General features: G+C 71.7%; 22 protein-coding genes. 9 read left to right on the plus strand and 13 right to left on the minus strand.

Going from position 1 to position 26,593, the window contains the following annotated elements; translation table 11 throughout:
* Positions 1 to 70 precede the first annotated feature (70 nt).
* Both AB0B57_RS28545 and AB0B57_RS28550 read right to left on the minus strand, forming a co-directional pair.
* Complete coding sequence (locus AB0B57_RS28545) at positions 71 to 1,738, minus strand: phospho-sugar mutase (protein WP_357076377.1); 1,668 nt, start codon at positions 1,736 to 1,738, stop codon at positions 71 to 73.
* A gap of 48 nt (positions 1,739 to 1,786) precedes the next feature.
* The gene (locus tag AB0B57_RS28550) at positions 1,787 to 3,877 is read right to left on the minus strand and encodes a protein kinase (RefSeq protein WP_357076380.1); all 2,091 of its coding nucleotides are present in this window, start codon (positions 3,875 to 3,877) and stop codon (positions 1,787 to 1,789) included.
* 206 nt (positions 3,878 to 4,083) lie between these two features.
* Here AB0B57_RS28550 and AB0B57_RS28555 point away from each other — a divergent pair, with 206 nt between their 5' ends.
* Together AB0B57_RS28555 and AB0B57_RS28560 are read left to right on the plus strand one after the other, a co-directional pair.
* Positions 4,084 to 5,667, plus strand: a complete 1,584-nt coding sequence (locus AB0B57_RS28555; protein WP_357076383.1) for a methylmalonyl-CoA mutase family protein — start codon at positions 4,084 to 4,086, stop codon at positions 5,665 to 5,667.
* A gap of 446 nt (positions 5,668 to 6,113) precedes the next feature.
* Positions 6,114 to 7,373: an amidohydrolase gene (locus AB0B57_RS28560; RefSeq protein ID WP_357076386.1), complete on the plus strand. Its 1,260-nt coding sequence runs from the start codon at positions 6,114 to 6,116 to the stop codon at positions 7,371 to 7,373.
* On the opposite strand, the gene AB0B57_RS28565 is transcribed toward AB0B57_RS28560, so the two are convergent.
* On the minus strand, positions 7,330 to 8,322 hold the full coding sequence (locus AB0B57_RS28565) for a DUF4349 domain-containing protein (protein ID WP_357076592.1): 993 nt from the start codon (positions 8,320 to 8,322) through the stop codon (positions 7,330 to 7,332). The two genes, AB0B57_RS28560 and AB0B57_RS28565, sit on opposite strands and share 44 nt — an antisense overlap.
* A 93-nt stretch (positions 8,323 to 8,415) precedes the next feature.
* Between AB0B57_RS28565 and AB0B57_RS28570 the strand changes: the two genes are divergently transcribed.
* The 3 genes from AB0B57_RS28570 (at position 8,416) to AB0B57_RS28580 (ending at position 10,884) form a co-directional block, all read left to right on the plus strand.
* The gene (locus AB0B57_RS28570; protein ID WP_357076389.1) at positions 8,416 to 9,048 is read left to right on the plus strand and encodes an MBL fold metallo-hydrolase; all 633 of its coding nucleotides are present in this window, start codon (positions 8,416 to 8,418) and stop codon (positions 9,046 to 9,048) included.
* A 4-nt stretch (positions 9,049 to 9,052) separates the two neighbouring features.
* Positions 9,053 to 10,036, plus strand: a complete 984-nt coding sequence (locus AB0B57_RS28575) for a hypothetical protein (RefSeq protein WP_357076391.1) — start codon at positions 9,053 to 9,055, stop codon at positions 10,034 to 10,036.
* Between the two features lie 104 nt (positions 10,037 to 10,140).
* Positions 10,141 to 10,884, plus strand: coding sequence for a hypothetical protein (locus AB0B57_RS28580; RefSeq protein WP_357076394.1), 744 nt, complete (start codon positions 10,141 to 10,143; stop codon positions 10,882 to 10,884).
* A gap of 75 nt (positions 10,885 to 10,959) precedes the next feature.
* Here AB0B57_RS28580 and AB0B57_RS28585 read toward each other — a convergent pair whose 3' ends face one another.
* Entirely contained in the window at positions 10,960 to 11,415 is a 456-nt protein-coding gene (locus tag AB0B57_RS28585) for a gamma-glutamylcyclotransferase (RefSeq protein WP_357076397.1), read from the minus strand.
* Positions 11,416 to 11,521: 106 nt separating this feature from the next.
* On the opposite strand from AB0B57_RS28585, the gene AB0B57_RS28590 reads away from it, so the two are divergent.
* Positions 11,522 to 12,925 (plus strand): NAD(P)H-quinone dehydrogenase, encoded by a 1,404-nt coding sequence (locus AB0B57_RS28590; protein ID WP_357076400.1) that lies wholly within the window; start codon positions 11,522 to 11,524, stop codon positions 12,923 to 12,925.
* Here AB0B57_RS28590 and AB0B57_RS28595 read toward each other — a convergent pair.
* From AB0B57_RS28595 to AB0B57_RS28610, 4 genes are all read right to left on the minus strand, one after another.
* The gene (locus AB0B57_RS28595; RefSeq protein ID WP_357076402.1) at positions 12,903 to 13,520 is read right to left on the minus strand and encodes a DUF998 domain-containing protein; all 618 of its coding nucleotides are present in this window, start codon (positions 13,518 to 13,520) and stop codon (positions 12,903 to 12,905) included. The two genes, AB0B57_RS28590 and AB0B57_RS28595, sit on opposite strands and share 23 nt — an antisense overlap.
* A 151-nt stretch (positions 13,521 to 13,671) precedes the next feature.
* Positions 13,672 to 14,004, minus strand: a complete 333-nt coding sequence (locus tag AB0B57_RS28600) for a helix-turn-helix transcriptional regulator (protein WP_357076405.1) — start codon at positions 14,002 to 14,004, stop codon at positions 13,672 to 13,674.
* Positions 14,001 to 14,369 carry a type II toxin-antitoxin system RelE/ParE family toxin gene (locus AB0B57_RS28605; RefSeq protein WP_357076408.1) on the minus strand — a complete coding sequence of 123 codons (369 nt, stop codon included), beginning with the start codon at positions 14,367 to 14,369 and terminating at the stop codon, positions 14,001 to 14,003. The genes AB0B57_RS28600 and AB0B57_RS28605 overlap by 4 nt, the downstream gene beginning before the upstream one ends.
* Positions 14,370 to 14,414: 45 nt before the next feature.
* Positions 14,415 to 15,032 (minus strand): DedA family protein, encoded by a 618-nt coding sequence (locus tag AB0B57_RS28610; RefSeq protein WP_357076411.1) that lies wholly within the window; start codon positions 15,030 to 15,032, stop codon positions 14,415 to 14,417.
* A gap of 520 nt (positions 15,033 to 15,552) precedes the next feature.
* Here AB0B57_RS28610 and thrS point away from each other — a divergent pair.
* Positions 15,553 to 16,770, plus strand: coding sequence for a threonine--tRNA ligase (gene thrS / locus AB0B57_RS28615; RefSeq protein ID WP_357076414.1), 1,218 nt, complete (start codon positions 15,553 to 15,555; stop codon positions 16,768 to 16,770).
* A gap of 59 nt (positions 16,771 to 16,829) precedes the next feature.
* Here the strand turns inward: thrS and AB0B57_RS28620 are convergent, their stop codons facing one another.
* The 5 genes from AB0B57_RS28620 to AB0B57_RS28640 form a co-directional block, all read right to left on the minus strand.
* Positions 16,830 to 18,752, minus strand: a complete 1,923-nt coding sequence (locus AB0B57_RS28620; RefSeq protein WP_357076595.1) for an ABC transporter ATP-binding protein — start codon at positions 18,750 to 18,752, stop codon at positions 16,830 to 16,832.
* Between the two features lie 182 nt (positions 18,753 to 18,934).
* Positions 18,935 to 20,668, minus strand: coding sequence for an ABC transporter ATP-binding protein (locus tag AB0B57_RS28625; RefSeq protein WP_357076417.1), 1,734 nt, complete (start codon positions 20,666 to 20,668; stop codon positions 18,935 to 18,937).
* The gene (locus AB0B57_RS28630) at positions 20,662 to 21,144 is read right to left on the minus strand and encodes a MarR family transcriptional regulator (RefSeq protein WP_357076421.1); all 483 of its coding nucleotides are present in this window, start codon (positions 21,142 to 21,144) and stop codon (positions 20,662 to 20,664) included. The genes AB0B57_RS28625 and AB0B57_RS28630 overlap by 7 nt, the downstream gene beginning before the upstream one ends.
* 290 nt (positions 21,145 to 21,434) lie before the next feature.
* Complete coding sequence (locus AB0B57_RS28635) at positions 21,435 to 22,874, minus strand: GuaB1 family IMP dehydrogenase-related protein (RefSeq protein ID WP_357076424.1); 1,440 nt, start codon at positions 22,872 to 22,874, stop codon at positions 21,435 to 21,437.
* Between the two features lie 87 nt (positions 22,875 to 22,961).
* Entirely contained in the window at positions 22,962 to 24,713 is a 1,752-nt protein-coding gene (locus tag AB0B57_RS28640; RefSeq protein WP_357076427.1) for a biotin carboxylase N-terminal domain-containing protein, read from the minus strand.
* A gap of 140 nt (positions 24,714 to 24,853) precedes the next feature.
* Between AB0B57_RS28640 and AB0B57_RS28645 the strand changes: the two genes are divergently transcribed.
* Both AB0B57_RS28645 and AB0B57_RS28650 read left to right on the plus strand, forming a co-directional pair.
* The gene (locus AB0B57_RS28645) at positions 24,854 to 25,468 is read left to right on the plus strand and encodes a PadR family transcriptional regulator (RefSeq protein WP_357076598.1); all 615 of its coding nucleotides are present in this window, start codon (positions 24,854 to 24,856) and stop codon (positions 25,466 to 25,468) included.
* A gap of 156 nt (positions 25,469 to 25,624) precedes the next feature.
* Complete coding sequence (locus AB0B57_RS28650) at positions 25,625 to 26,584, plus strand: ATP-binding cassette domain-containing protein (RefSeq protein ID WP_357076430.1); 960 nt, start codon at positions 25,625 to 25,627, stop codon at positions 26,582 to 26,584.
* The last annotated feature ends 9 nt before the right edge of the window (positions 26,585 to 26,593 follow it).

Here is a 26,593-nt window from a genome sequence, read left to right on the forward strand (position 1 = left end):
GCGACAGGTGACCGGCGCCTCCGCGGGTGCAGAGCAAAGGACGGACTTGTGGTGGGTGGGACCTGCGGGCTCAGATGCCAAGGGCAGCGCTGACCTCGCCGCGGAGCGCCGCGACGGCCGACGCCGCCCGGCTGCGGGCCGCCCGCACGTCACCGTCGACGACCGGTTCCACCACCTCGAGGTACGCCTTGAGCTTCGGCTCGGTCCCGGACGGGCGGATCACCACCCGGGCCACAGCGGTCCGCAGGATCACCACGTCCGCCTCGGGTAGCAGGTCCCGGACGCTGTCGACCGGCTGCCCGAGCAGGGTGGTCGGGGTGGCCGCCCGGATCCGGGCCATCGCGTCGACGATCACCCGCAGGTCGTCCACCCGGACGGAGAGCTGGTCGGTGTGGTGCACGCCGAACTCGGCGGCCAGCTCGTCCAGCCGGTCGGTCAACGTGCGGCCCTGCGTCTTGAGTCCGGCGGCCAGCTCGGCCACGGTCAGCGCGGCGGTGATGCCGTCCTTGTCCCGGACGTGCTCCGGGGCGACGCAGTAGCCGAGCGCCTCCTCGTAGCCGAAGACCAGCGGCGCGCTGCCACCGCCGGCCCGCACGATCCACTTGAAGCCGGTAAGTGTCTCGTTGTAGGGCAGGCCCCGGGCCGCGCACATCGCTCGCAGCAGGGACGACGACACGATGGTGGTGGCGTAGAGCCCGGTCACCCCACGGCGCATCAGGTGGTCGGCGAGCAGGACACCCACCTCGTCGCCGCGCAGCATCCGCCAGCCGTCGCGGTCGTCCCGGACGACCACCGCGCACCGGTCGGCGTCCGGGTCGTTGGCGATGGCGAGGTCCGCGCCGGTTGAGTCGGCCAGCGCGATCAGCCGGTCCACCGCCCCCGGCTCCTCCGGGTTGGGAAACGACACAGTCGGAAACGCCGGGTCCGGCTCGGCCTGGTCGGGCACCACACCGGGAACCGGGAAACCAGCGCGGGCGAAGGCGGCGGTGAGCACCGCCGCGCCCACCCCATGCAATGGGGTGTACGCCACCATCAGGTCCCGGGACCCGTCCGGGTCGATCACGGCGGTGGCCCGTTCCACGTACGAGGCGACCAGGTCGTCGCCGAGCACCTGCCCGGGCTGGCCCAGCGGCACCTGGGTCAGCGGCCCGACCGCTCGGATGGCCGCTTCGATGCCGGCGTCGGCGGGCGGCACAATCTGCGCCCCCGCGCCCAGTTCACCGCCCAGCTCCGCGCCGAGGTAGACCTTGTAGCCGTTGTCCTGGGGCGGGTTGTGGCTGGCCGTGACCATCACCCCGGCGACCCCGCCGAGGTGGCGCACGGCGTACGCCAGCACCGGGGTGGGCAGCGGGCGGGGCAGCAGCAACGCCGGACGGCCCGCCCCGGTCGCCACCTGGGCGGTCCGCTCGGCGAACTGCCGGGAGCCGTGCCGAGCGTCGTACCCGATCACCAGGGGGCCGGTGCCACCCTGGGCCGCGAGCCAGCCGACCAGGCCGGCAGCGGCCTGGGTGACCACGGCGAGGTTCATTCCGTTCGGGCCGGCGCGCAGTGGGCCGCGCAGGCCCGCGGTGCCGAAGGTCAGCGGGCCGGCGAACCGGTCGGCCAGCTCGGGGGCGCTCGCCGGCAGCCGGTCGAGCACCGCCGTCAGCTCGGCCCGGCTGGCCGGGTCGGGGTCGTCGGCGAGCCAGCGTCGGGCTTGCTCGCGAATGTCGTCGATGTCAGTGGTGTCCGCCGCCATGCCCCTTGATAGCACGGCGGCGGATCACCGCTGGCGGTTCCCTCCGGCTCAGCCTTCCCCGGTGAGCTGGAACGTCTTGACCATTTCGTCGAAGATCGGCTTGCTCTCGGCGAACTTGGCGTCGTTTGCGGTGAGGTAGAACGAGTACGCCTTGCCGTCCTGTGCCACGCCGAGCCAGATGCCGTGCCGCATGGTGTCGCCCGCGCCGCAGGTGTACTCGAATTCGGCGGCCGGCTTGTCGGCCAGTTGGGTCTCCCTGGAGGCGACCTGCGCGTACGGCTTGACGCAGGAGGTGCTCCTGGTCTGCAGGCCGTTCGCGGCCGTCTCGGCCCAGCGGTTGGAGTCGCTGGACCACTTCTCGGTGATGATGCGGACCTTGCGGCCGCTGTCCTCCGGGTCGATGTAGTCGGTGTACGAGCCGCCGCTGGCCTTCTTCCAACCCTTCGGCACCATGACCTGGATGCCGCGGGCGGTGTGCTCCTGCATCTCGACCGTGGGAGCCGCCGGGGCGGACGCGGTGGGCTGGGCCGCCGGGGTGTTCGGCGGGGGGTCGTCGCCGCTGGACAGGGCCACCACGGTGAGCAGCAGCACGACGGCCAACCCGCCGGCCGCGGCGAGCTGCACCTTGCGGGGCCAGCCCTTGACCGTGCTGACGAGCTGACCACCGGTGGCGCGGACCTTGCCGAGAGCGCCGCCGCCCGGCGCGGCGGGCGAGGTGGCCCAGGGCTGGCCGGTGCCCGGCACCGACCACTGGTTGCCGCCGCCGTAGGTGCCGCCGACGCGCGGGCTGGCCTGCGGTGCGCCGCCGATGCGTTGGGTGGCCTCCGGTGCGCCGCCGTAGCCGACCTGCTGGGTGGCATCGGCCGGGCTGCCGTAACTGACCCGCTGGGTGGCGTCCGGGTGTGCGCCGGCGTCCACCCGCTGGGTGGCGTCGGCGCTGCCGCCGTAGGTGCGCCCGCTGGGCGGCTGGTCGGGGCCGGGCATCGCGCCGGTGGGCGTGTGCAGCGGGCCGGCCAACGCGTCGGCGCTTGTCTCGTCGAACCCGCTGCCGGCGACCGGGGTGACCGGCTGTGGGCGTTCGCCCCGGCGTAGCGCGGCCAGCCGGTCGGTCAGGGACTCGTTCGGGGCCAGCATCGCCGGGCCGCCGATCTGGTTGTCCGGCTTCGGCTCCGGCTGGGCCGGTGGGAGGACGGGCACCGGGCGTTGCTGCACCGGCACCACTGCGTACGGGTCGGTGACCGAGTGCACCGAGGTCGCGGTGCTGCCGAGCGGGCCGGCGAGCAACTCGCGCAGCATGGCCCGGGAGGCGTGCACGTCCAGTCGGCGGGCCGGGTCCTTCTCCAACAGGCCCATGAGCACGCGGGTCAGCGGGCCGCTGCGCTGCGGCGGGGCGGGCGGGTCCTCGACCACGGCGTGCATGGTCTCGATCGGGTCACCCTTGTCGAACGGGGGCCGCCCCTCCACCGCCGTGTACAGCGTCACACCCAGCGAGAAGAGGTCGCTCGGCGGGCCGAACTCCTGGCCCATGGCCCGCTCGGGCGAGATGAAGTGCGGCGAGCCGAGCACCATGCCGGGGGTGGTGAGCTGCACGTCGGTGGGCATCCGGGCGACCCCGAAGTCGGTCAGCACGCAACGCCCGTCGGTGCAGATCAGCACGTTGGCCGGCTTGACGTCGCGGTGCAGCACGCCGATCGCGTGCGCCACCTCCAACGCGCCGAGCAGCGCGATGCCGATCTTGGCGACGGCGCGGGGCGCGACCGGCCCGTCCTCGATCACCATGTCGGCGAGGCTGCGGGCGTCCAGCAGCTCCATCACGATCCACGGCCGACCGGCCTCGGTGACCACGTCGTACACCTGCACCACGGCCGGGTGCTGGATGGCGGCGGCGGCCCGCGCCTCACGCAGGGTGCGTTCGTACATGGCGTCGCGGTCGCTTGGGGCCAGCCCCGGGGGCAGGACGACCTCCTTCACCGCCACGTCGCGGCGGAGCAGGGTGTCGGTGGCGCGCCACACCGTGCCCATGCCGCCGTTGCCCACCGAGGACCGCAGCGCGTACCGGTCACCGATGGTGGTGCCTGGTGCTGCGCGGCCGTTGGCGGGACTGACTGGTCCGCCGCTCCACGTCGGGATCTGAGTCACAGAAAAGCCACCGGGGGAAATCGAGGGGGGCTGGGACACAACCCCCCTATCTTGCTGGTTCCGACGCCCGATGCGAAAGCCGACGCGACGGACGTTTGTCGAAGTCGACAGAAAGTACTGCTCCGTTCACCTCCTGTGGGCGGGTCGGAATCCGCTGTGCGGTATCCCTCCCCCCGGCGGCTGCCTGCGCGTCCTACCATCCGGGGATGAGTGAACGGCGGTCAAGCGAGTCCGGTTTTCCGATCAAGGGCGTCTACACGGGTGCCGACCTTCCGGAGGATCTGGACTCCAGGCTGGGCGCCCCCGGCGAGTTTCCGTACACCCGGGGGGTTTATCCCACCATGTACACCTCCCGTCCGTGGACCATGCGCCAGTACGCCGGCTTCGGCACCGCCACCGAGTCCAACGCGCGCTACCACCAACTGTTGCGGGCCGGCACGATGGGCCTCTCGGTCGCCTTCGACCTGCCGACCCAGATGGGCTACGACTCGGACGAGCCGATCGCGCACGGCGAGGTCGGCAAGGTGGGCGTCGCGATCGACTCCATTGAGGACATGCGGCTGCTCTTCGCCGACATCCCGCTGGACAAGGTCTCCACCTCGATGACCATCAACGCGCCCGGCTCGGTGCTGCTGCTGCTCTACCAGCTCGTCGCCGAGGAGAACGGGGTGCCCGGCGTGGCGCTCAACGGCACCATCCAGAACGACATCCTCAAGGAGTACATCGCCCGGGGCACCTACATCTTCCCGCCGAAGCCGTCGCTGCGCCTGGTCGCGGACACGTTCGCGTACTGCCGCAAGGAGGTGCCGAAGTGGAACACCATCTCCATCTCCGGCTACCACATGGCCGAGGCCGGCGCGACGCCCGCGCAGGAGATCGCGTTCACCCTGGCCAACGGCGTCGAGTACGTGCGGGCGGCGCTGGCCGCCGGGCTCGCGGTGGACGACTTCGCACCCCGGCTGTCGTTCTTCTTCGTGGCCCGCACCACACTGCTGGAGGAGGTGGCGAAGTTCCGCGCCGCCCGGCGGATCTGGGCCCGACTGATGCACGACGACTTCGGCGCCAGGGATCCGAAGTCGATGATGCTGCGGTTCCACACCCAGACGGCCGGCGTGCAGCTCACCGCGCAGCAGCCGGAGGTCAACCTGGTCCGGGTGGCGGTGCAGGGGCTGGGCGCGGTGCTCGGCGGCACGCAGTCGCTGCACACCAACAGCTTCGACGAGGCCATCGCACTGCCCACCGAGAAGGCCGCCCGGCTCGCGCTGCGGACCCAGCAGGTGCTGGCGTACGAGACCGACCTGACCGCCACCGTCGACCCCTTCGCCGGCTCCTACGTGGTGGAGGCGATGACCGCCGAGATCGAGGCCGCCGCCCTGGAGTTGATGGAACGGGTGGCCGATCACGGTTCGGCGGTGGACGCCATCGAGGCCGGGTTCCAGAAGCGGGAGATCGAGCAGTCCGCGTACCGGATCGCGCAGGAGATCGACTCGGGTGAGCGGGTGGTGGTCGGGCTCAACCGGTTCACGGTGGACGAGGAGGAGCCGTACGAGCCGTTGCGCGTCGACCCGACGATCGAGGCGGCCCAGGCCGAGCGGCTGGCGCGGCTGCGCTCCGAGCGGGACGCCGACGCCGTGACGCGGGCCCTCGCCGACCTACGCGCCGCGGCGGAGGGCTCGGACAACGTGCTCTACCCGATGAAGGAGGCGCTGCGGGCCCGGGCCACCGTGGGTGAGGTCTGCGGGACGTTGCGCGAGGTGTGGGGGCTGTACCGGCCCACCGACCGCTTCTGACCGTTTCCGGTCGCGGACGCGGTGTGTCGGCCGGGCCTGGCGGGTACCGGGACGGGGGAACACGGACGCACACGGTGTGCGCCCGTGGCGGACGGCGCCATGTGAGCGTCCCTATCCGGCTGGTTGCGGAGTGTGGTCGGCTAATTGTCGGAGTGTCAGTTCATCACCCCGACTAATGCGACAATTCGCACCAGGACCCGCGCGTGTGCCACCAGCTTCACGGCCGCCGCGATTGGTTACGCGTTGTAGGAGGTGAGGGACGGATGGCGGCGTTCGACGGCGATCTACCTGCTGTCCCAGGCATCTCCGAGCGCCCAGAACGGGGCATACGTGACGCTGTGCGGTCTGATCATTACCGTAGCGAGGTTGCGCAGCGTCACCGTCGGAGGTCTAGGCTGTCTGCTGTCCCCGATGATCCATCCGTTTCTACTGATCGAGAATTCGACGTGACGAGTGCGTTGACGCTGCCCACGGATGGCCAGCTGGCGTCGTCCTGGCGGGAGCTGCCCCCGGGATCCGAGCCACTGCCCCGCGAGCTGGACCACCTCCTAGCGCTCCGCGTGCCGGGGCTGATCGCTACCCGCCGTCACCTCCACTCGCACCCTGAGCTCTCCGGCTCCGAGTTCGAGACGGCCGCACTGATCGCCCGCGAGCTCTCGCTGGCCGGGCTCAACCCGCGCCTGCTGCCCAAGGGCAACGGCGTGATCTGCGACGTCAACGGCCGGCCGGACGGCCCCGTGATCGCACTGCGCGCCGACATCGACGCCCTGCCACTCGACGACTCCAAGGACGTGCCCTACCGGTCGACAGTGGCGGGCGTCTGCCACGCCTGCGGCCACGACGTGCACACCACGATCCTGCTCGGCGTCGGCATGCTGCTGGCCCAACTCGCGGACCTCGGTGAGTTGGACGGGCGGGTCCGGCTCATCTTCCAGCCGGCCGAGGAGATCCTGCCCTGCGGCTCGCTCGAGGTCATCGAGGCCGGTGGTCTGGACGACGTGGTGCAGATCTTCGCGCTGCACTGCGACCCGAACCTGCCGGTGGGGCGGGTCGGGCTGCGGGTCGGCCCGATCACCGCGGCCGCCGACAACGTCACCGTCCGGCTCTCCGGTCCGGGCGGGCACACCGCCCGCCCGCACCTGACCGTCGACCTGGTCGACGCGCTCGGCCGGTTGGTCACCGAGGTGCCCGCCCTGGTCAGCCGCCGGGTGCCGGCCAACAGTGGTCTGCTGCTGGTCTTCGGCCACGCCTCGGCCGGCACCCGCTACAACGTCATCCCCTCCGAAGCGAGCGCCTCCGGCACCCTGCGGGTGATGGACCGCGACACGTGGGAGCAGGCACCCAAGATCGTCGCTCAGGTGGTCCGGGACGTGATCGCGCCGACCGGTGCCACCGTCGACCTGGAATACCTGCGCGGCCGGCCGCCGGTGTCCAACGACGCCCAGGCCATCCAGGTGCTGACCGCAGCCACCGCCGCCGCGCTCGGCCCGCAGGGGATCGCCGAGACACCGCAGAGCATGGGCGGCGAGGACTTCTCCTGGTATCTGGAGTACGTCCCCGGCGCCCTCGCCCGGCTCGGTGTGGGTCGCTCGGGCCCCAACGTCGACCTGCACCGGGCAAGCTTCGACGTGGACGAGCGGGCCATCCCCGCCGGCGTACGCGTCATGGTGCAGACCGCGCTGCGGGCACTGGCGGCGGCGCGCTGACCGGAGCGGTCGGGATCGGGGCCTTCCTGCGCCGACGCAGCACCAGCAGCAACGCCGCCACCGGCACGCCGAATGCCACGAGCCACGGCAGCAGCGCCCCCAGCACGGTGAGCAGGACGGTCAACGAGACGACGAACGCCCTCCAGCCGCCCTTGAGCCCGACCAGGAAGCCGGTCTCGGCCTTCTCCTCGGTGGCCTTCGCCGCCGGCCCGACGAGCGTCACGGTGATCGTGGAGAGGGCGGTCAGGTCGGCCAGTCGCCGTTTCTTGGCCTCCAGCGACGCCAGGTCGGCCTCGCGGCGACCCAACTCGTTCTCCAACGACACCAGGTCGGTGATCGAGCTGGCGCGGGCCAGCAACCGGCGGGCGCTGTCCACCCTGGCCCGCTGACTGGTGATGCGCGCGTCGAGGTCGACGATCGCCTCGGTGGCGTCCTCGGTGCTGATCTCCCGGCTCAGCTGGCTGCCGCGCGTCGCGATCTCGTCCACCACAGCTGTGAACTTCTCCGCCGGCACCCGCAACTCCAACTCCGCCACCGCGTCGGCGCCGGCACTGCGCCGCTGGTCACCGCCGACGAAGCCACCCGCTCGGGTGACCAGGGTGGTCACCTCCCGGGCTTCGGCGTCCACATCGTCCACCTGCACCCGCATCGAACCGGTGTAGATGATGGCCCGCTGGTCGACCCGCAGGTCCGCCGCGCCGGTGCCGGCCTCCTGGGGTGCCCCGGCCCCGCCCTTCTGCGGGTCCGCCGCGGCCTCGGGTGCTCCCATCGCGTTGTCCCGCTTCGCGGCGTCGCCGTTCGCCGGGGCGTCGGCCGCGGTGCCCGTCGATCCGTCGTCGCCGGCCCCGCACCCGGTCAACAGCAGCGCTGCCGCCAGTGCCGTTGCCGCCAGCAGTGTGCCGCGGCGTCGTACCGCCTGTCCGTCCATCCCCGCTCCCATCGTCGTGATCCGGTGTGGTGATAGCTCGGACGCGGCGCACGCGTCGGCTGGTTCCGGCAGACTGCGCTGAGGACATCACGATTCGATAATCGAGGAGTCACGATGCGGCTCACCAAGTACGCCCACTCCTGCCTCCGGGTGGAACACGACGGGGGAGTGCTCGTCGTCGACCCCGGCGTGTTCAGCGACTCCGCGACGGCGTTGGACGGTGCGGACGCGGTGCTGATCACCCACGAACACCCCGACCACCTCGACCTGGCCGCGGTGCGCCGGCAACTGGACAGGCAGCCGTTCCCGATCCACGGGCCGGCCTCGCTCGCCGGCGCACTCGGCGACACGGCCGAGACGCTGCGCCCGGTCGCCCCCGGTGAGTCGTTCACCGCCGCCGGGGTCGCCGTCCGCGCGTACGGGGGGCGACACGCGGTGATCCACCCTGACATCCCGGTGATCGACAACCTCGGTTATCTGATCAACGACGTGGTCTACCACCCTGGCGACTCCCTGGTGGTGCCCGACGAGACACCCGTCGACACCCTCTTCGCGCCGATCCACGCCCCCTGGTCGAAGTTCTCCGAGGTGGTCGACTTCATCCGCGCGGTCGCGCCCCGGCGCGCGTACGCCCTGCACGACGCCTTGCTCAACGACAACGGGCTGGGCGTGCTCGACCGGCAGTACACCGCGTTGTCCGGCACCGAGTACCAGCGGCTGGAGCCCGGCAGCCGGGTGGACGTCTGACCCGATGCCCGGCCCCTCAGCGGAGCTGGTGCAGCAGCTCTACCGCATCCCACCGGACCGGTTCGTGGCCGCCCGGGACGCCGCCGTGGCCGAGGCCCGCCGGGCCGGCGATCCGGGCACCGCCCGACAGGTGGCCCGACTACGTCGTCCGACCGTGGCCGCCTGGCTGGTGAACCTGCTCGCCATCCAACGCCCGGAGCTGGTCGCCGACCTGGTTCAGCTCGCCGACGCGCTGCGTACCGCCCAGCGCGAGCTGCGGGGTGCCCGACTGCGGGAGTTGTCCGCGCAGCGCCGGGCGGTGGTCGGCGCCCTGGTCGCCGAGGTCCGCAGGCTCGCGGCGGCGGAGCCGGACGCCCCACCGGCCAGCCGGCTGCCACTGGCCGAGGTGGAGGCCACCCTGAACGCCGCGTTCTCCGACGTCGAGGTCGCCGAGCAGGTCCGGGCCGGCCGCCTGCTCCGGGCGACCAGCTACGCCGGCTTCGGCGAGGTGCCCCGGCCACAGCTGAGGCTGGTCACCGGCGAGGACGAGGAGCCGGCGGAGGAACGCCCGACCCGCCGGCCGACTGCCCAGCGGGGGCGTCCCGAGGCGGTGCCCCGCACGGACCGGTCGGCGGAGCGCGCCGAGCAGGCCGAACGGACCGCGCAGCGGGCCGCCCGCGCCGAGCGGGCCCGGCAGCGCCGTGCCCTGGATCGGGAGCTGGCCAAAGCCCGGACCGACCAGCAGCGCGCGGAGGCCGAGCTGACCGAGGCGGCCGGGCAGGAGCGGGACGACGCTGCCGTACTCGATGGGATCGAGGCCGAACTGGCCGAACTGGAGCGGCGGCGGGCGGTCGCCGAGCAGGATCTCAGCCGGGCCAAACTCGCTCGGCGTGCCGCCGAGCGGGCGGTCACCGTGGCGCGGCGGCGTGCGGGTGAGGTGGAGGCGGCGGTCGAGGCGTTGGCCGCCGAAGAGGGGGATGCGGACGCGGGCGGTGGCGCGGCAGACTGACCATCGATGGACGACGACGAGTGTGCGGGCCGTCCAGGGCGGGTGACCCCGGGTCGGGGCCCCGTCGTGGTCGACGGACCGGGCTGCCCCAGAGGGTTGCTCGGATGACACCGGAGCAGGTCGCTGCCGCCAGCAAGCCCGTCGTGCTGGACCTGGGCGACGCGTTCGCCCGGGACCCGGCCACGTTGCGTCGTGCCCGGCTGCTCGGCATCTCCGGCTGGGCGTTCTACATCAGTGGCCGGGCCGGCGCGCTCGGCGACGTGCGGGCCGAGACGGCCGCCGCCGCTCTCGGGTTCATCGCCCCGGACGCGGTCGCCGACGGCTGGGACGCCGCCGCCCGGGTCGTCCCGCCCGTCGAGGTGGCGGCGGCGAGCCTCGCCGAGTGCTGCCGGTGGGGGTCGCAGCAGCTCGATGCCCTGCCCACCACCGAGCGCCTGGCGGTGCTCGTCGAGCGGGCGGTGGCGGCGGCGGACGCCAGCGGGATGCCGCTCTTCGCCGCGTGGCGGGTCATGCCACTGCCGGATCTCTCCCCGGGTGCCCGGAGTGCCGCCGGGCTGCGACTGCTGCGGGAACACTTCACCGGTGCCTACCTGCTGGCCGTACGCGCCGCCGGGATGACCCCGCTGGAGGCCGTGCTGGCCGGCCCGGAGGGGGAGGCCGGGGCGGTGGCCTGCGGCTGGCCGCCGCCCTACCCGCCGATCGGGCCGTTGGTGCGCCGACGACTCTGGGCGGAGGCGGTGACCAACCGTCTCGTCGCGCCGGCGTTCACGGCTCTCGGCCCGGCGGACGGCGCCGAGCTGGTGGAGTTGCTGCACCGCACCCGGGCCGACCTCGCCGCCGGTGTGTGATTGCCGACCCCGGTCGGGCCCGCCCTCCGGTCCGGTCGGCGGCGGGAGCAGACTGGAGGCGTGCGAGACGCGCTGCTACGCCGACGCGGTGCCGGTGGGGCGGGACCGCAGCTCGGTGACGTAGTCGTCCGGGGCGCCCGCCTTCTCGGCGGCGTTCGCGATCTCGGACACATACCACGAGGTCGGCAGGCCGCCCTCGTACCCGTTGAAGACGTAGATCCACGCGGTCACGTCGCCGTCGAGGGTGGAGACCCGGACGTGCAGCTTGCGGTACGTGCCGGCGGTCACGCCCTCGATCTCGTCGAGCTGGCCCGCGTCGTACGGGTGGATGTCGTAGAGCGCCACGAAGACCCGGTCACCGGGCGACTCGACGAGGGTGCTGACCGCGCCCTCCCAGCCGATCACGTCCGCCCCGGCGAAGGTCAGCCGCCAGCCCTCCAGCCAGCCGGTGCCCACCATCGGCGAATGCGGACAGTAGGCACGCATCCGGGCAGGGTCGAGATTTGAGCCGTAGGCGGCGTGATGACGCACGGCGATGACGATAGCCCGGCGGACGGGTGGGGGAGAATACGACAGTGCGTGTCGAATGCGCTCGGGAGAACAAAGTCACTGTGAAAATGGACGAAGGGCGAACGCTGTGAGCCGGATCGTGATCATCGGCGGGGGGCCGGCCGGGTACGAGGCGGCCCTGGTCGCCGCCCAGCTGGACGCCGATGTCACAGTGGTCGAGGCCGACGGGGCGGGCGGCGCGTGTGTGCTCTCCGACTGCGTACCGTCGAAGACGTTCATCGCCAGCTCCCAGGTGGTCACCGGCTACCGGGACACCGAGGAGTTCGGGGTGCACTCGGACGGCCTGGAGGCGGTCACCGTCGACGCGCGGGCCGTGCACGAGCGGGTCAAGCGGTTGGCGCTGGCGCAGTCCGCCGACATCCACGCCAAGCTGCTCAAGGCCGGCGTCACCGTCGTGGCCGGCACCGCGCGGCTCGGCGAGGACGCCCTCGGGCACACCCACCGGGTCGTCGTGACTCCCGCGGACGGCGGCGAGGAATACTCCATCGCGGCGACCACCGTGCTGGTGGCCACCGGCTCGACACCCCGCCAGTTGCCCACCGCCGTCCCGGACGGCGAGCGCATCCTGACCTGGCGCCAGGTGTACGACCTACCGGAGCTGCCCGAGCACCTGATCGTGGTCGGTTCCGGTGTCACCGGTGCGGAGTTCGCCAGCGCGTACCTGGCGATGGGGGTCCAGGTCACCCTCGTGTCCAGTCGCGACCGGGTGATGCCGCACGAGGACGCCGACGCCGCGTCCGCCATCGAACGGGTCTTCCGCAACCGGGGCATGGAGATCCTCAACAACTCCCGGGCCGACGCGGTCCGGCGTACCGCCGACGGCGTCGAGGTGGAGCTCTCCGACGGCCGCAGGGTCACCGGCTCGCACGCGCTGATCACGGTCGGGTCCATCCCGAACACGGCCAACCTGGGCCTGACCGAGTACGGCGTGGAGCTGGGCCGGGGCGGCTACGTGACAGTCGACCGGGTCTCCCGCACCAACGTGCCCGGCATCTACGCCGCCGGCGACTGCACCGGGGTGCTGCTGCTGGCCAGCGTCGCCGCGATGCAGGGTCGGATCGCCATGTGGCACGCGCTCGGTGAGGCGGTGCGCCCGCTGCGGCTGCGTACCGTCGCCGCGAACGTCTTCACCGACCCGGAGCTGGCCACGGTGGGCGTCTCGCAGGACGAGGTGGACGCGGGCAAGACCCCGGCCCGGCAGGTGATGTTGCCGCTGTCCGGCAACGCCCGGGCGAAGATGGACGATCTCTCCGACGGCTTCGTGAAACTGTTCTGCCGTCCGGCCAGCGGCCAGGTGATCGGCGGTGTGGTGGTCGCGCCGAAGGCCAGCGAGCTGATCCTGCCCATCACCATGGCCGTGGAGAACAACCTGACGGTCAACGAGCTGGCCCAGACCATCACCATCTACCCGTCGCTGTCCGGCTCGATCACCGAGGCGGCCCGCCAGCTCATGCTGCACGAACTGGAGTGACCCGCCGGGTCTGGGCCATCGCCACCGTGGCCAGCACCGCCACCTCGGTGAGGATGAGCAGGCGTTCGGCCAGGCCGATGAGCACCCGGTCGCCGGGGTAGGCGGACCAGACCATGGCCGCCGCCAGGGCCAGGCTGAACAGGACGAGGGTGCGGAGCGTCCGGGCCGCGGGGGCCAGATCCGGTCGGCGGGCGAGCAGCCAACCGCCGACCGGCAGCGCCAGGAAGGCGACGACCGAGGCGTACCGGTGGACGTACGCGGCGGTGGTCATGGCGGTGCCGGGCTCGTTCGTCGGCACCAGTGCGGCCAGCAGCAGCCCGCCCACCCACCCGCCGAGCAGCAGCTCGGCGGTCCCAGCGCGCGGTCGGGGCGGGCCGGTGCGGCGCAGCCCGTACAGCAGCGCCACCGTGGCGAGCGCCAGCACCACCATGGCGACGTCGATGACGCCGCCCCGGTCGGAGACCGCGAAGTCGCTGATGGTCAGCGCCCACGGGTTGAGGTCGTCGTTGACTTCGAGGTGACCGATCACGGTGAGCAGTGCCGCCAGGGCGATCCCGCCGAGCGCCAGCAGGCCGGTGTTCCGGGTTCCAGGCATGACTCAGCCTGTCGCCGCTGACACCCGAGCCGGATCCGGGACGGACACCGAGATCGCCCCGAGAGACGACCCCTAGAGGCATCCGGAGAGTCGGTGTGGTCCCCTCAGGTGCGGCCGTGTGTTGGCCTCTCCACAGGCGGCCATCGCTCGGTCAGGCAACGTTCAGGCGGATGTTCCCGATGCGGGCGACGACGTCGAGGTGGCCCCCGAGTCCAGTGACGTAGGCACGGAGTGTTTCCAGGCTGGTGTGCTCGCCATTCTCGATCTGGCTGATCCTCGCCTGGGTTAGCCCGGCGGCCTCGGCGAGCTGGGTTTGGGTCATGCCCAACTGCTTACGGATCTCCGCCAGCTGCGCACCGCTGACTGACGCCAACATCTGCTCGCGCTGCTGAGCCCGTCGGGCAACCCGCTCCGGATGATCCCAGGACGGGTCGAGCTCCCGGGCCTTCGCCTTCACGTCCCGCCAGTCAGTTCCACCGGTCATCGTTGTGTGCCTTTCAGGCTGATGAGGTGCTCCTGAAACCGATCGTCCGCCAAGGGTACGGCCGTCTGGTACCAACTCTGCCACTGGCCAGACTTGTCCCCGGCAACCAGGAAGACCGCCGCTCGGAGTGGATCGAAAGCGAAGATCATGCGGACCTCCGTGAAACCAGCGGACCCAGGTCGCAGCTCTTTCATGTGGTGGAAGGAGCTGCCTTTGAGGCGGTCGACCAATGGACGCCCGAGCGCCGGCCCGTGTTCCGTCAGGAGGTCGATTGCCTCACTGATGAGATCGGCACTGGCGGGATCCGTCCTGCAGAGGTCGAGGAACCACTCCTCGACCTGAGGATGAAGTTTGACGTCCCACATCGTGTCAATATAAGTCCAGCTTATACCCGAAGGGCGGGCCGACACTCAGTCGATGGGGATGTCTGCTCCGGCGGCGCGGGCGTGGCGGGCACTGAGCAGCGTCATGGCCCAGCCTGCCGCGGCGAACCCGACGGCGGCGGCGGTGGCGATGATGGCCAGCCGCCACGCCGACTCGGTGAGCGCGGTGCCGCCGAGGTGCCCGACCAGCGCGCCGTAGGTGGCCCAGCCCAGCGCGGCGACTGCCTCGTAGAGCACGAACAGCCGGTACGGGTAGCGGCTGCGGCCGGCCGAGAAACAGGCCGCCATCCGGCCGCCGGGCACGAACCGGCAGAGCAGGATGACCATCGGCCCGGGTTGGCGCAGCCCCTTGGTGACCCGACTGGCCACTCGGCGGGCCCGGCTCAGCTCGGCGTGCCGGGGTGCCCGCCGGTCCGGTGCGTTGCGTCCGAGCAGGTAGCAGGCCAGGTCGCCGGCGAAGACGCCGAGTGCGCCGACGGCGATGGTGACCGGCAGGTTGAGCCCGCCGTAGACGGTGAGCGCACCACTGGTGATCATGACGATCTGGGTGGGGATCACCGGGACGAAGGCGTCCGCGATCAGCAGGGCGAGCAGCACCAGGTACGCCCACGTCGGCGATGCGACGTCAGTCAGTAGTTCGGGCACGCCTGCCACCTCGCCGAATGCGGCCGATTGGGTGCCCTGAGCCTGACGGCGTGTCCGGCGTCACGGTGGACAGGCCCGGCCCGTCGTGACGGTCGACACGACAGGACCCACCCGGATACAACGAGGCGAACCAGTCTCGGGTGACGGGTCCGGTGCCCGTCCCACCCGTGCCGGACCGGTCGGCGAATCGGCGTACGTCGGCGTACCGTTGACGGGCGCGGCCCACGCCCGTCGGGTCCCCCGTTCCTGACGAATCGGGCCGCGAGGGCCGCCGGCGGGTCCCGCGCCGGCGGCCCACCTCCTCCCTCGCCGCCGCGAATCCGGGTGCGCCCCCGGTCGTCCGGCGAGTACGGTCGCCGTATGCGCAGTGCGGTAGTGGTGACCACGACGCCGGGAATCCCCGGCGCGCCGCTCTGACGTAACCACCGTCGACCAGGCCCCGGGGCGATCCGCCCCGGAGGGCCGCGCGCCGAACGGAGCCCAGGTCGCCTCCGGGTCGTACCCGATCCAGGAGCCCGACATGATCGACCACCGCAGGCTCGGCCGCGAGCTGGACCTCTTCGTCTCCGATCCGTTGGCCGGCGCCGGCCTGCCGATCTGGCTGCCGGCCGGCGCCGCCGCCCGGCACGCCGTGGAGGAGTACCTCCGGGAGCTGGAACGCCGCTCCGGCCACCAGCACGTCTACTCGCCCCCGCTGGGTAAACGCGAACTGTTCGAACTCTCCGGGCACCTCGGCTACTTCGCCGACGACATGTTCCCGCCGATGCGGCTGAGCGCGGACGACGAGTTCGTGCTCCGGCCGGCGCTCTGCCCGCACCATGCCCTGGTCTTCCGCGCCCGGGGTCGCTCCTATCGCGAGCTGCCGCTGCGGATCGCGGAGTTGGGCGGAATGTACCGCTCGGAGCGTTCCGGGGTGCTCGGCGGGCTGTCCCGGGTACGCGCCATCTCGCTCAACGACGCGCACACCTTCTGCGCCCCCGAGCAGGTGGGCGGGGAGGTCGTCGAGATCCTCCGGCTGATCCGCGCCGCGCACGCCGCGCTCGGCGTCCGTCCGGCCGGCTTCCGGCTGTCGCTGCGTGGACCGGGCGAGAAGTACGTCGGCGACGACGCGCAGTGGGGCCTCGCGGAGGACCTGCTCCGCAGCGCGCTGGCCGGGGTGGAGTACGTCGAGGCGCCGGGGGAGGCGGCCTTCTACGGCCCGAAGATCGACATTCAGATCGTCGACGCCGCCGGCCGCGAGTCGACCATCTCCACCATCCAACTGGACTTCGACAAGCCGGAACGGTTCGACCTGTCGTACACCGACTCGGACGGCAGCCGGCGTCGACCGGTCATGGTGCACCGCAGCCTCGTCGGCAGCATGGAGCGGCTTTTCGCGTACCTCATCGAGGTGCACGAGGGCGCCTTCCCGGCCTGGTACGCGCCGGTCCAGCTGGTCCTGCTGCCGGTCGACACCGGGCAGGCCGACGCGGCGGCCGACCTGGCCCGGCGGGCCGTCGACGCCGGCCTGCGGGTCGAGGTGGACGTCGCCGGCTCGCTGGGCGCCCGGATCCGGGACGCGGCCCGCCGCCGTATCCCGTACCTCGGGGTGTTGGGTGCCCGGGAGGCGGCCGACGGGCGCCTCGCGCTGCGTCTGCGCGGCGGTCGGTCCCTGGATCCGATGCCCGCGGACGCGGCGCTCGCCCTGATCGGCGGGCAGGTCGCCGCGCGCGCCGCGGAGCTGCTGCCGGTCGGCTGACCCACCCGCCGAGCTGGGGTGGGTCGCCGTCGGTCGCGTGGCGCGCACGGCGACCCGCCTCAGACCGCTGCGGGCTGGGCGGCGGGATCGGCGGCTTCCTCGTCGGCGACGGCACCGGTGAACTGGGAGCGGTAGAGCCGGTGGTAGGCGCCGTGGGCGGCGAGCAACTGCTCGTGGGTGCCCTGCTCGACGATCTGACCGTCCTCCATCATCAGGATCAGGTCGGCGTCGCGGATGGTGGAGAGCCGGTGCGCGATGACGAAGCTGGTCCGGTCCGAGCGCAGCGCGGCCATCGCCCGTTGCAGCAGCACCTCGGTGCGGGTGTCCACCGAGCTGGTGGCCTCGTCCAGGATCAGCAGCGACGGCTCGGCGAGGAACGCGCGGGCGATGGTGATGAGCTGCTTCTCACCGGCGCTGACGTTGCTGCCCTCCTCGTCGATGACCGTGTCGTAGCCGTCCGGCAGGCTGCGCACGAACCGGTCCACGAAGGTCGCCCGAGCCGCGGCGAGGATCTCCTCCTCGGTCGCGTCCGGCCGCCCGTAGGCGATGTTGTCGCGGATGGTGCCGCCGAAGAGCCAGGTGTCCTGGAGCACCATGCCGATCCGGCCGCGCAGGTCGTCGCGGCGCATCGTGGTGATGTCCACCCCGTCGAGCGTGATCCGGCCGGCGTCCAGCTCGTAGAACCGCATGACCAGGTTGACCAGGGTGGTCTTGCCGGCGCCGGTCGGCCCGACGATCGCGACCGTGTGCCCCGGCTCGGCGACCAGCGACAGGTCGTCGATCAGCGGCTTGTCCGACTTGTAGCGGAACGAGACGTGCTCGAACTCGACCCGCCCGTGCGGGTTGGTGACCCGGGCCGGCTGGACCGGGTCGGGGGTCTGCTCGTCGGCGTCGAGCACCGCGAACACCCGCTCGGCCGACGCCACGCCGGACTGGAGCAGGTTGGCCATCGAGGCGAGCTGGGTGAGCGGCTGGGTGAACTGGCGGGAGTACTGGATGAACGCCTGCACGTCGCCGAGGCTCATCGTGCCGGAGGCGACCCGCAGCCCGCCGACCACGGCGATCGCCACGTAGCTCAGGTTTCCGATGAACATCATCGACGGCATGATGATCCCGGAGATGAACTGCGCCCCGAAGCTCGCCCGGAACAACTCCTCGTTCTTCGCGTGGAACGCGGCCTCCACCTCACGCTGCCGGCCGAAGACCTTCACCAGCTCATGACCGGTGTACGCCTCCTCGATCTGGCCGTTCAACTCGCCGGTGTGTGTCCACTGGGCGATGAACTGCTTCTGCGAGCGCTTGGCGATGCGCTGGGTGACAAGCACCGACAGCGGCACGGCGACCAGGGCCACCAGGGCCAGCAGCGGTGAGATCCAGAACATCACGGCCAGCACGCCGACGACGGTCAGCAGCGACGTGAGCAGCTGACTCAGCGTCTGCTGGAGGCTTGTCGAGATGTTGTCGATGTCGTTGGTGACCCGGCTGAGCAGCTCGCCGCGCGGCTGCCGGTCGAAGTACGGCAGCGGCAGCCGGTTGAGCTTCTCCTCCACCTCGGCGCGCAGCCGCAGCACGGTGCGCTGGACCACCCCGTTGAGCAGCCAGCCCTGCCACCAGGACAGCACGCTCGCGGCCAGGTAGAGCCCGAGCGCCAGCAGCAGCACCCGACCCAGGGCGGTGAAGTCGATGCCCACACCGGGCACCACGTCCATCCGGGCCAGCATGTCGGCGAAGCTGTTGTTGCCGCTGGCTCGCGCCGCGCCGACGGCCTGCTCGGCGGTGGTGCCGGCGGGCAGGTCCCGGCCGATCACCCCCGTGAAGATCAGGTCGGTGGCGTGGCCGAGGATCTTCGGCCCGGCCACGCTGAACCCGACGCTGACCACGGCCAACGTGATGATCGCGGCCAGGTGCAGCCGGTGCGGGCGCAGCCGGCCGAGCAACCGCCGGGCGGACGGCCCGAAGTTCATCGACTTCTCGGCGGGCATACCGGCGCTCATCCACGGTGGGCCACCGCCCGGACGGCCGGGCGGCAGCCGCTTCGGCGTCGCCCCGCCACCGCCGGGCTGCGGCGTTGCTGCGCCCTGCGGCGCGTCACCTCCCGGCGTCCGTCCGTCGGCGGCCGGCTTCTGACTGGGTACGGCCGCGCCGCGCGGCTCGTCGCGCTCGCTCATGCCGCCACCTCCGTGGTCTGCTGGGACGCCACGATCTCGGCGTACGTCGGGCAGGTCTCCAACAGGTCCGCGTGTCGTCCCACTCCGACGACACCTCCGTTCTCCAGAACGATGATCTGGTCGGCGTCGATGATCGTGGAGACCCGCTGGGCCACGATGATCACCGCGGACTGCGCGGTGACCGGCCGCAGTGCCGCGCGCAGCCGCGCGTCGGTGCCCAGGTCGAGCGCCGAGAACGAGTCGTCGAAGAGGTAGATCTCCGGCTGCCGGACCAGCGCCCGCGCGATGGCCAGGCGCTGCCGCTGCCCACCGGAGACGGTGGTGCCGCCCTGCGCGACCGGTGCCTCCAGGCCGCCGGGCATCTGGGCCACGAAGTCCCGGGCCTGGGCGATCTCCAGCGCCGCCCACAGCTCCTCGTCGGTGGCGTCCGGGTTGCCGTAGCGCAGGTTGCTGGCGACAGTCCCGGTGAACAGGTACGGCCGCTGCGGCACCAGGCCGATCCGCCGCCACAGCTCGTCGGGCGCCAGCTCGCGCACGTCCACCCCGTCGACGAGCACCGCGCCGGCGGTGACGTCGACCAGGCGGGGTATCAGCGACAGCAGTGTCGTCTTGCCGGCGCCGGTGCTGCCGATGATCGCCGTGGTGGTGCCCGGGGTGGCCCGGAAGGAGATGTCCCGCAGCACCGGCTCCACCGCGCCCGGGTACTGGAAGCGCACCCCGCGCAGCTCCAACTCGGCCCGGGTGGCCAGCTCGCTGACCGGCGCGGCGGCCGGGACCACCGAGGAGTCGGTGTCCAGCACCTCGACGATCCGCTCGGCGCAGACCGCGGCCCGGGGCACCATCATCAGCATGAAGGTGGCCATCATCACGGCCATCAGGATCTGCATCAGGTATTGCAGGAAAGCGGTGAGCGCGCCGATCTCGATCGCGTTGGCGTCCACCCGCTGCGCGCCGAACCAGAGCACCGCCACGCTGGAGACGTTCAGCACCAGCATGACCACCGGGAAGATCAGCGCCAGCAACCGGCCGGTCCGCAGGGCGGTGGCGGTCAGGTCGGCGTTGGCCACGCCGAAGCGGTCCGTCTCGTACGGCTCGCGGACGAACGCGCGGACCACCCGGATGCCGGTGATCTGCTCGCGCAGCACCCGGTTGACCGTGTCGATGCGGGTCTGCATCAGCCGGAAGCCCGGCACCATCCGACGGATGATCGCGCCGAGCGTGATGGCCAGGACCGGCACGCTGACCAGCATCAGCCAGGAGAGCCCGACATCCTCGCGCAGCGCCATCACCACGCCGCCGACGCTCATGATCGGCGCGGCGACCAGCATGGTGCAGCTCATCAGGACGAGCATCTGCACCTGTTGCACGTCGTTGGTGTTGCGGGTGATCAGCGACGGCGCCCCGAACCGGGCCACCTCGCGGGCGGAGAAGCGGTTGACGTGCCCGAACAGCGTGGCCCGGACGTCTCGGCCGAAGCCCATCGCGACCCGCGCGCCCAGGTAGACCGCGGCGATCGAACAGACGATCTGGACCAGGCTGACCAGCAGCATCCACCCGCCGGTGTGCACGATGTAGTCGGTGTCGCCCCGGGCCACGCCCTTGTCGATGATGTCGGCGTTGAGGCTGGGCAGGTAGAGCGAGGCCATGGTGCCCACGAACTGGAGCAGCACCACAGCCAGCAACGGTCGTTGGTAGGTGCGCAGTTGGTTGCGCAACAGTCGGATCAGCACGCCGGGTCCTTCTGCTCGGTAGGGCGGCCGGTCATCCGCGGGTCGTCCCCGCTGCCGATGACCTCTAGCAGGAACTCCCGGATCACCTGTGCCTTCGCCGGGTCGGCGTCGACCGAGGTGATGGGGCGTCCGGAGTGGATCAGGGCCGTGAGTGCCGCCACCCGGTCCCGACCGGCGGGGGTGATCGCGAGGCGGATGCTGCGTCGGTCGCTGTCGTCGCGCTGCCGCTCGACCAGCCCGTCCCGGGCCAGCGTGTCCACGATGCCGGTCAGGGTCGCCGGGCGGACGAAGCCCATCTCGGCGACCTCCCGGTGGGGCAGCTCGCCGTGTCGGGCGAGCGTCATCAGCGTCACCATGCCGGCGTGGGTGAGACCGTGCTCCTCGGCGAGGTAGCGGTTCCACCGCTGTTCGACGAGGTGCCCGGCCACCATCAGCAGCCTGCCGAGCGGCACGTCCTGGAGGGTCACGATTTCCACAGGAAGCAGATTAGCTCCCTGATAGTCAGGGGCCAAACGATATTACCGCAGCGGTAGCCACGAACACGATCTACAGGACCGGTGCGCGGCCCAAGCGAGACAACCAAAGCACCCCACCCCACCCCCGCTCCTCCCTCGCCCCTCCCCCCTTCCCTCGGTTGATCATGGAGTTATTGCCACGACACGCCGACGCGGGTGGCAATAACTCCATGATCAACGGGGGCGGGGCGGGGTGGGGTGGGGCGGGGTGGGAGGGGGTTGGGGGTTGGGGGGAGGAGCGGGGGTGGGGGTTACCAGCTTGTGGGTAGGGGCATTCCTTCGGTGAAGCCGGCGGCGCTTTGGACGCCCACGACGGCTTGTTCGTGGAACTGCGTCAGGTTTCGGGCGCCGGCGTAGGTGAAGGCGCTGCGTACCCCGGCGATGATCTCGTCGATCAGGTCCTCGACGCCGGGTCGGGCCGGGTCCAGGTACATCCGGGCCGAGGAGATGCCCTCCTCGAACACCGCCTTGCGGGCCCGGTCGTACGGGCTGTCATCGGCGGTTCGGGCGCTGACCGCCCGAGCCGAGGCCATCCCGAAGCTCTCCTTGTACCGCCGGCCGTCCGGCTCGGTGTAGAGGTCGCCGGGGGACTCGTAGGTGCCGGCGAACCACGAGCCGATCATCACGTTCGACGCACCGGCGGCGAGCGCCAGCGCCACGTCGCGGGGGTGCCGCACCCCACCGTCGGCCCAGACGTGCCGGCCCAGTTGCCGGGCCGCGGTCGCGCAGTCGAGGACGGCGGAGAACTGCGGCCGACCCACGCCGGTCATCATCCGGGTGGTGCACATCGCGCCCGGCCCGACGCCGACCTTGATGATGTCCGCACCCGCCTCGACCAGGTCGCGCACCCCCTCTGCGGTGACCACGTTGCCGGCCGCCACGGGCACTCCCGGGTCCAGCTTGCGGACCGCCTGGAGCGCGGAGATCATCCGCGCCTGGTGGCCGTGCGCGGTGTCCACGACCAGCGTGTCCACCCCCGCCTCCAGCAGTGCGGCGGCCTTGCCGGTCACGTCACCGTTGATGCCGACGGCCGCGGCGATGCGCAGTCGGCCCCGGTCGTCCACGGCCGGCGTGTAGAGGGTGGCGCGCAGCGCGCCCTGGCGGGTCAGCACCCCGACCAGCCGGCCGTCGGCGTCCACCACCGGAGCGAGGCGGCGACGACCCGCGGAGAGCAGGTCGAAGCCGGTACGCGGGTCCGCGTCCGCCGGGACGGTGTGCAGCTCGGTGGACATCACGTGCCGCAGCTGGGCGAACCGGTCCACGCCCGTGGTGTCCGCCTCGGTGACCACGCCCATCGGCCGGCCGGCGTCGTCGACCACGATCACCGCCGCGTGCGAGCGCTTGGGCAGCAGGTGGATGGCGTCACCCACGGTCTCGGTCGGGCCCAGGGTGATCGGCGTGTCGTAGACCAGGTGCCGCTGCTTCACCCAGGCGACGACGGTCGCGACGACCTCGATCGGGATGTCCTGCGGGATCACCGCGATCGCACCGCGCCGGGCCACCGTCTCGGCCATCCGCCGGCCGGCGACCGCCGTCATGTTGGACACCACGAGTGGGATGGTGGTGCCGGTGCCGTCACCGGTGGACAGGTCGACGTCGAGCCGGGAACCCAGGTCGGAACGGGCCGGCGCCATGAAGACGTCGGTATAGGTCAGGTCGTGCGCGGGGGCCGCGCCGTGAAGGAACCGCACCCGACCATCATTCCCGCTCCCGGCCGCCGCTGCCGGGTGCGGTGCCGCAAACCACTCCCACCGCGCCCAGCTCTTCGGAAGGGCCCGTCAGGCGATGGTGCAGATGGGGGCACCGGCGGTGAGCACCGCGCCGACCTCGGCGGTGAGCCCGCTGACCGTGCCCGCCTTATGCGCGTGCAACGGCTGCTCCATCTTCATCGCCTCCAGCACCACCACCAGGTCTCCCTCGGCCACGGTGTCGCCGTCCGCTACCGCGATCTTGACGATGGTGCCCTGCATGGGCGAGGTGAGCGCGTCACCGCTGACCGGTGCGCCCGCCTTGGCCGCCCCGCCGCGTCGCGTCGGCCTACGGGAGGCGGGTGCCGCGGTGGTCGTACTCCCGCCGAAGCCGGCGGGGATGCTGACCTCCAGGCGCTTGCCGCCCACCTCGACCACGACGGTCTCGCGTTCGGCCGGCGCCTCGGCGGCGCCGGCGGCGGCGGCGAACGGCGGCACGATGTTGTGGAACTCCGTCTCGATCCAGCGGGTGTGCACGGTGAACGGTTCGGCGGTGAACGCCTCGTCCCGCACGACCAGCCGGTGGAACGGCAGCGCGGTCGCCATCCCGTCGACGATCATCTCGTCCAGGGCCCGGCGGGCGCGCTCCAGTGCCTCGGCCCGCGTCTCCCCGGTGATGATCAGCTTGGCCAGCAGTGAGTCGAAGTTGCCGCCGATCACGTCGCCGGCCGAGATGCCGGTGTCCACCCGCACACCCGGGCCGGTGGGCAGTCGCAGCGCGGTGACCGTGCCCGGGGCGGGCAGGAAGTTGCGGCCCGGGTCCTCGCCGTTGATCCGGAACTCGATCGAGTGCCCGCGCGGCGTCGGGTCCTCGGTGCTCCGCAGTTTCGCGCCGTCGGCGATCCGGAACTGCTCGCGCACCAGGTCGATGCCGGCGGTCTCCTCGGTGACCGGGTGCTCGACCTGGAGTCGGGTGTTGACCTCCAGGAAGGAGATGGTGCCGTCCTTGCCGACCAGGTATTCGACGGTGCCGGCACCGTGGTAGCCGGCCTCGCGGCAGATCGCCTTGGCGCTGTCGTGGATCTGGGCCCGCTGGGCGTCGGTGAGGAACGGCGCGGGCGCCTCCTCCACGAGCTTCTGGTGCCGACGCTGCAACGAGCAGTCCCGGGTGCCGACCACGATCACGTTGCCGTGCTGGTCGGCGAGGACCTGCGCCTCGACGTGGCGCGGTTGGTCGAGGTAACGCTCGACGAAGCACTCGCCCCGGCCGAACGCGGCGACCGCCTCCCGGGTGGCCGACTCGAAGAGCTGGGGGATCTCCTCCATCGTCCGGGCCACCTTGAGGCCGCGCCCGCCGCCGCCGAAGGCGGCCTTGATGGCGACCGGCAGGCCGTGGTCGACGGCGAACGCCATCACCTCGTCCGGGCTGGCCACCGGGTCGGGAGTGCCGGGCACCAGCGGCGCGCCGGCGCGCTGCGCGATGTGCCGGGCGGTGACCTTGTCGCCCAGGTCGCGGATCGCCTGCGGGGTGGGGCCGATCCAGGTCAGCCCCGCGTCGATGACCGCCTGGGCGAAGTCGGCGTTCTCACTGAGAAAGCCATAACCCGGGTGTACGGCGTCCGCGTCGGCGCGGGCGGCCACGTCGAGCAGCTTGTCGATGCGCAGGTAGGTCTCGGTCGCGCTGTCCCCGCCGAGCGCGTACGCCTCGTCCGCGAGGGTGGCGTGCAGGGCCGCACGGTCGGAGTCCGCGTACACGGCGACGCTGCCCAGGCCGGCGTCGCGGCACGCACGGATCACCCGAACGGCGATCTCGCCGCGGTTGGCGATGAGTACCTTGCGCACCTTCGTAGCTCCTCACCGGGCAGGTTACTGACGGGGAGTGTATCGGCCGCCCCGCTGACCCTAACGATCGCTCAGTGTGGAATGCGGCACTCATCATAGTCAAACTTGGCTATTACGCTTGCCGGGTGTCTGCGACTCGAATGATGATCCTCGGTCTGGTGCGGTGGATGCAGCCCGTGCACGGCTACGACGTGCGCCGCGAACTGTTGAGCTGGAGCGCGGACAAGTGGGCGAACGTGCAGCCCGGCTCGATCTACCACGCCCTGCGCAAGCTCACCGAGGAGGGGCTGCTCCGCGCCGTCGCCACCGAGCAGGTCGGCGCCCGTCCGGCCCGGACCACCTACGAGGTGACCGCCAAGGGTGAGGACGAGTTCGAGACGATGCTGCGCAACCTCTGGTGGAACCTCGTCGAGCCATCGGACCCCTTCGCGGTGGCCTTCTCCTTCCTGCCGGCCATGCCGCGTGCCGAGGCCGCCGCCGCCCTGCGCAATCGGGCCAATCTGCTGCGTGCCGGCGTCGAGTCGATGCGGGCCTCCCTCGAGTCGGACTGGGTGCGTAACCGCAAGCCGGTGCACGTGGGCTGGATGTTCGAGCTGTGGGCGGCGCGGGCGGAGGCGGAGATGGGGTGGTGCGAGCGGATCGCGGAGCGGATCGACTCCGGCGTGTCGTACCTGCCTGCTGAGCTGGAGAGCGCCGAGGGTTGGTCGGGGTGGAAGGGGCGCCCGGAGTCGGCGCCGCCGCCACAGGCGGAATAATCAACGTTGACTAAAAGAGCTATATCGCGTTAGCCTGCTGTCGGCACAGCGGGGGAGTGCGCCGTCCGGCGTTCGTCCCACTCGACGGCCGGCACGCGGCCGGCCCGAACGACACTCGACGGCCGGCCCCGCCGGCCCGAACGACCAGGAGCAGAAATGATCGAGACCAGGGGGCTGCGGAAGTCGTTCCGCTCCCGCGCGGGTCGAGAGACGAAGACGGTGGACGCCGTGCGCGGCGTCAACCTCGAGGTCGCCGAAGGCGAGATCTTCGGCTTCCTCGGCCCGAACGGCGCCGGCAAGACCACCACGCTGCGGATGCTCGCCACGCTCATCGAGCCGGACGGCGGTGACGCCACCATCGCCGGTGCCGACCTGCGCAAGGACCCAGCCGAGGTGCGCCGGCGCATCGGCTACGTCCCGCAGGGCGGCAGCACCTGGGACGAGTCCACCGCCCGCGACGAGCTGGTGCTGCACGCCCGCATGTATGGCATCAGCAAGGCCGACGCGCAGCGGCGCGCGGTCCGCGCGCTGGACGCCTTCCAGCTCACCGAGTACGCGGACCGCAAGTGCAAGACCTACTCCGGAGGTCAGCGCCGACGGGTCGAGATCGCGCTCGGCATCATCCACGAGCCGAAGATCGTCTTCCTGGACGAGCCGACCACCGGCCTCGACCCGCAGAGCCGCGCACACATGTGGGACGAGATCCGGCGGCTTCGCAACGACGGGATGACCGTCTTCATCACCACGCACTACCTGGACGAGGCCGACGCGCTCTGCGACCGGATCGCGATCATGGACAACGGCGAGGTGGTGGCCGAGGGCACGCCAGCCGAGCTCAAGCGCGAGATCTCCGGCGACGTGGTGCTTGTCGGTCTCGACCTGGCCGCAACCCCGCAGGCCACCCAGGTGCTCGACGGCGAGGCCTACGTCAACAAGCTGGAGGCCATCGACGAGGGCGGCCTGCGCCTCTACGTCGACGAGGGCGCCACCGCCATCCCGCAGGTGCTGCGCAGGCTCGACCAGGCCGGGCTGGAGCTGCGCTCGATCGAGCTGCACCGACCCAGCCTGGACGACGTCTTCCTCACCAAGACCGGCCGCTCGCTGCGCGAGTCCTGACCACCCGGA

This window comes from Micromonospora sp. NPDC049101 (assembly GCF_040648675.1).
Lineage (GTDB): Bacteria > Actinomycetota > Actinomycetes > Mycobacteriales > Micromonosporaceae > Micromonospora.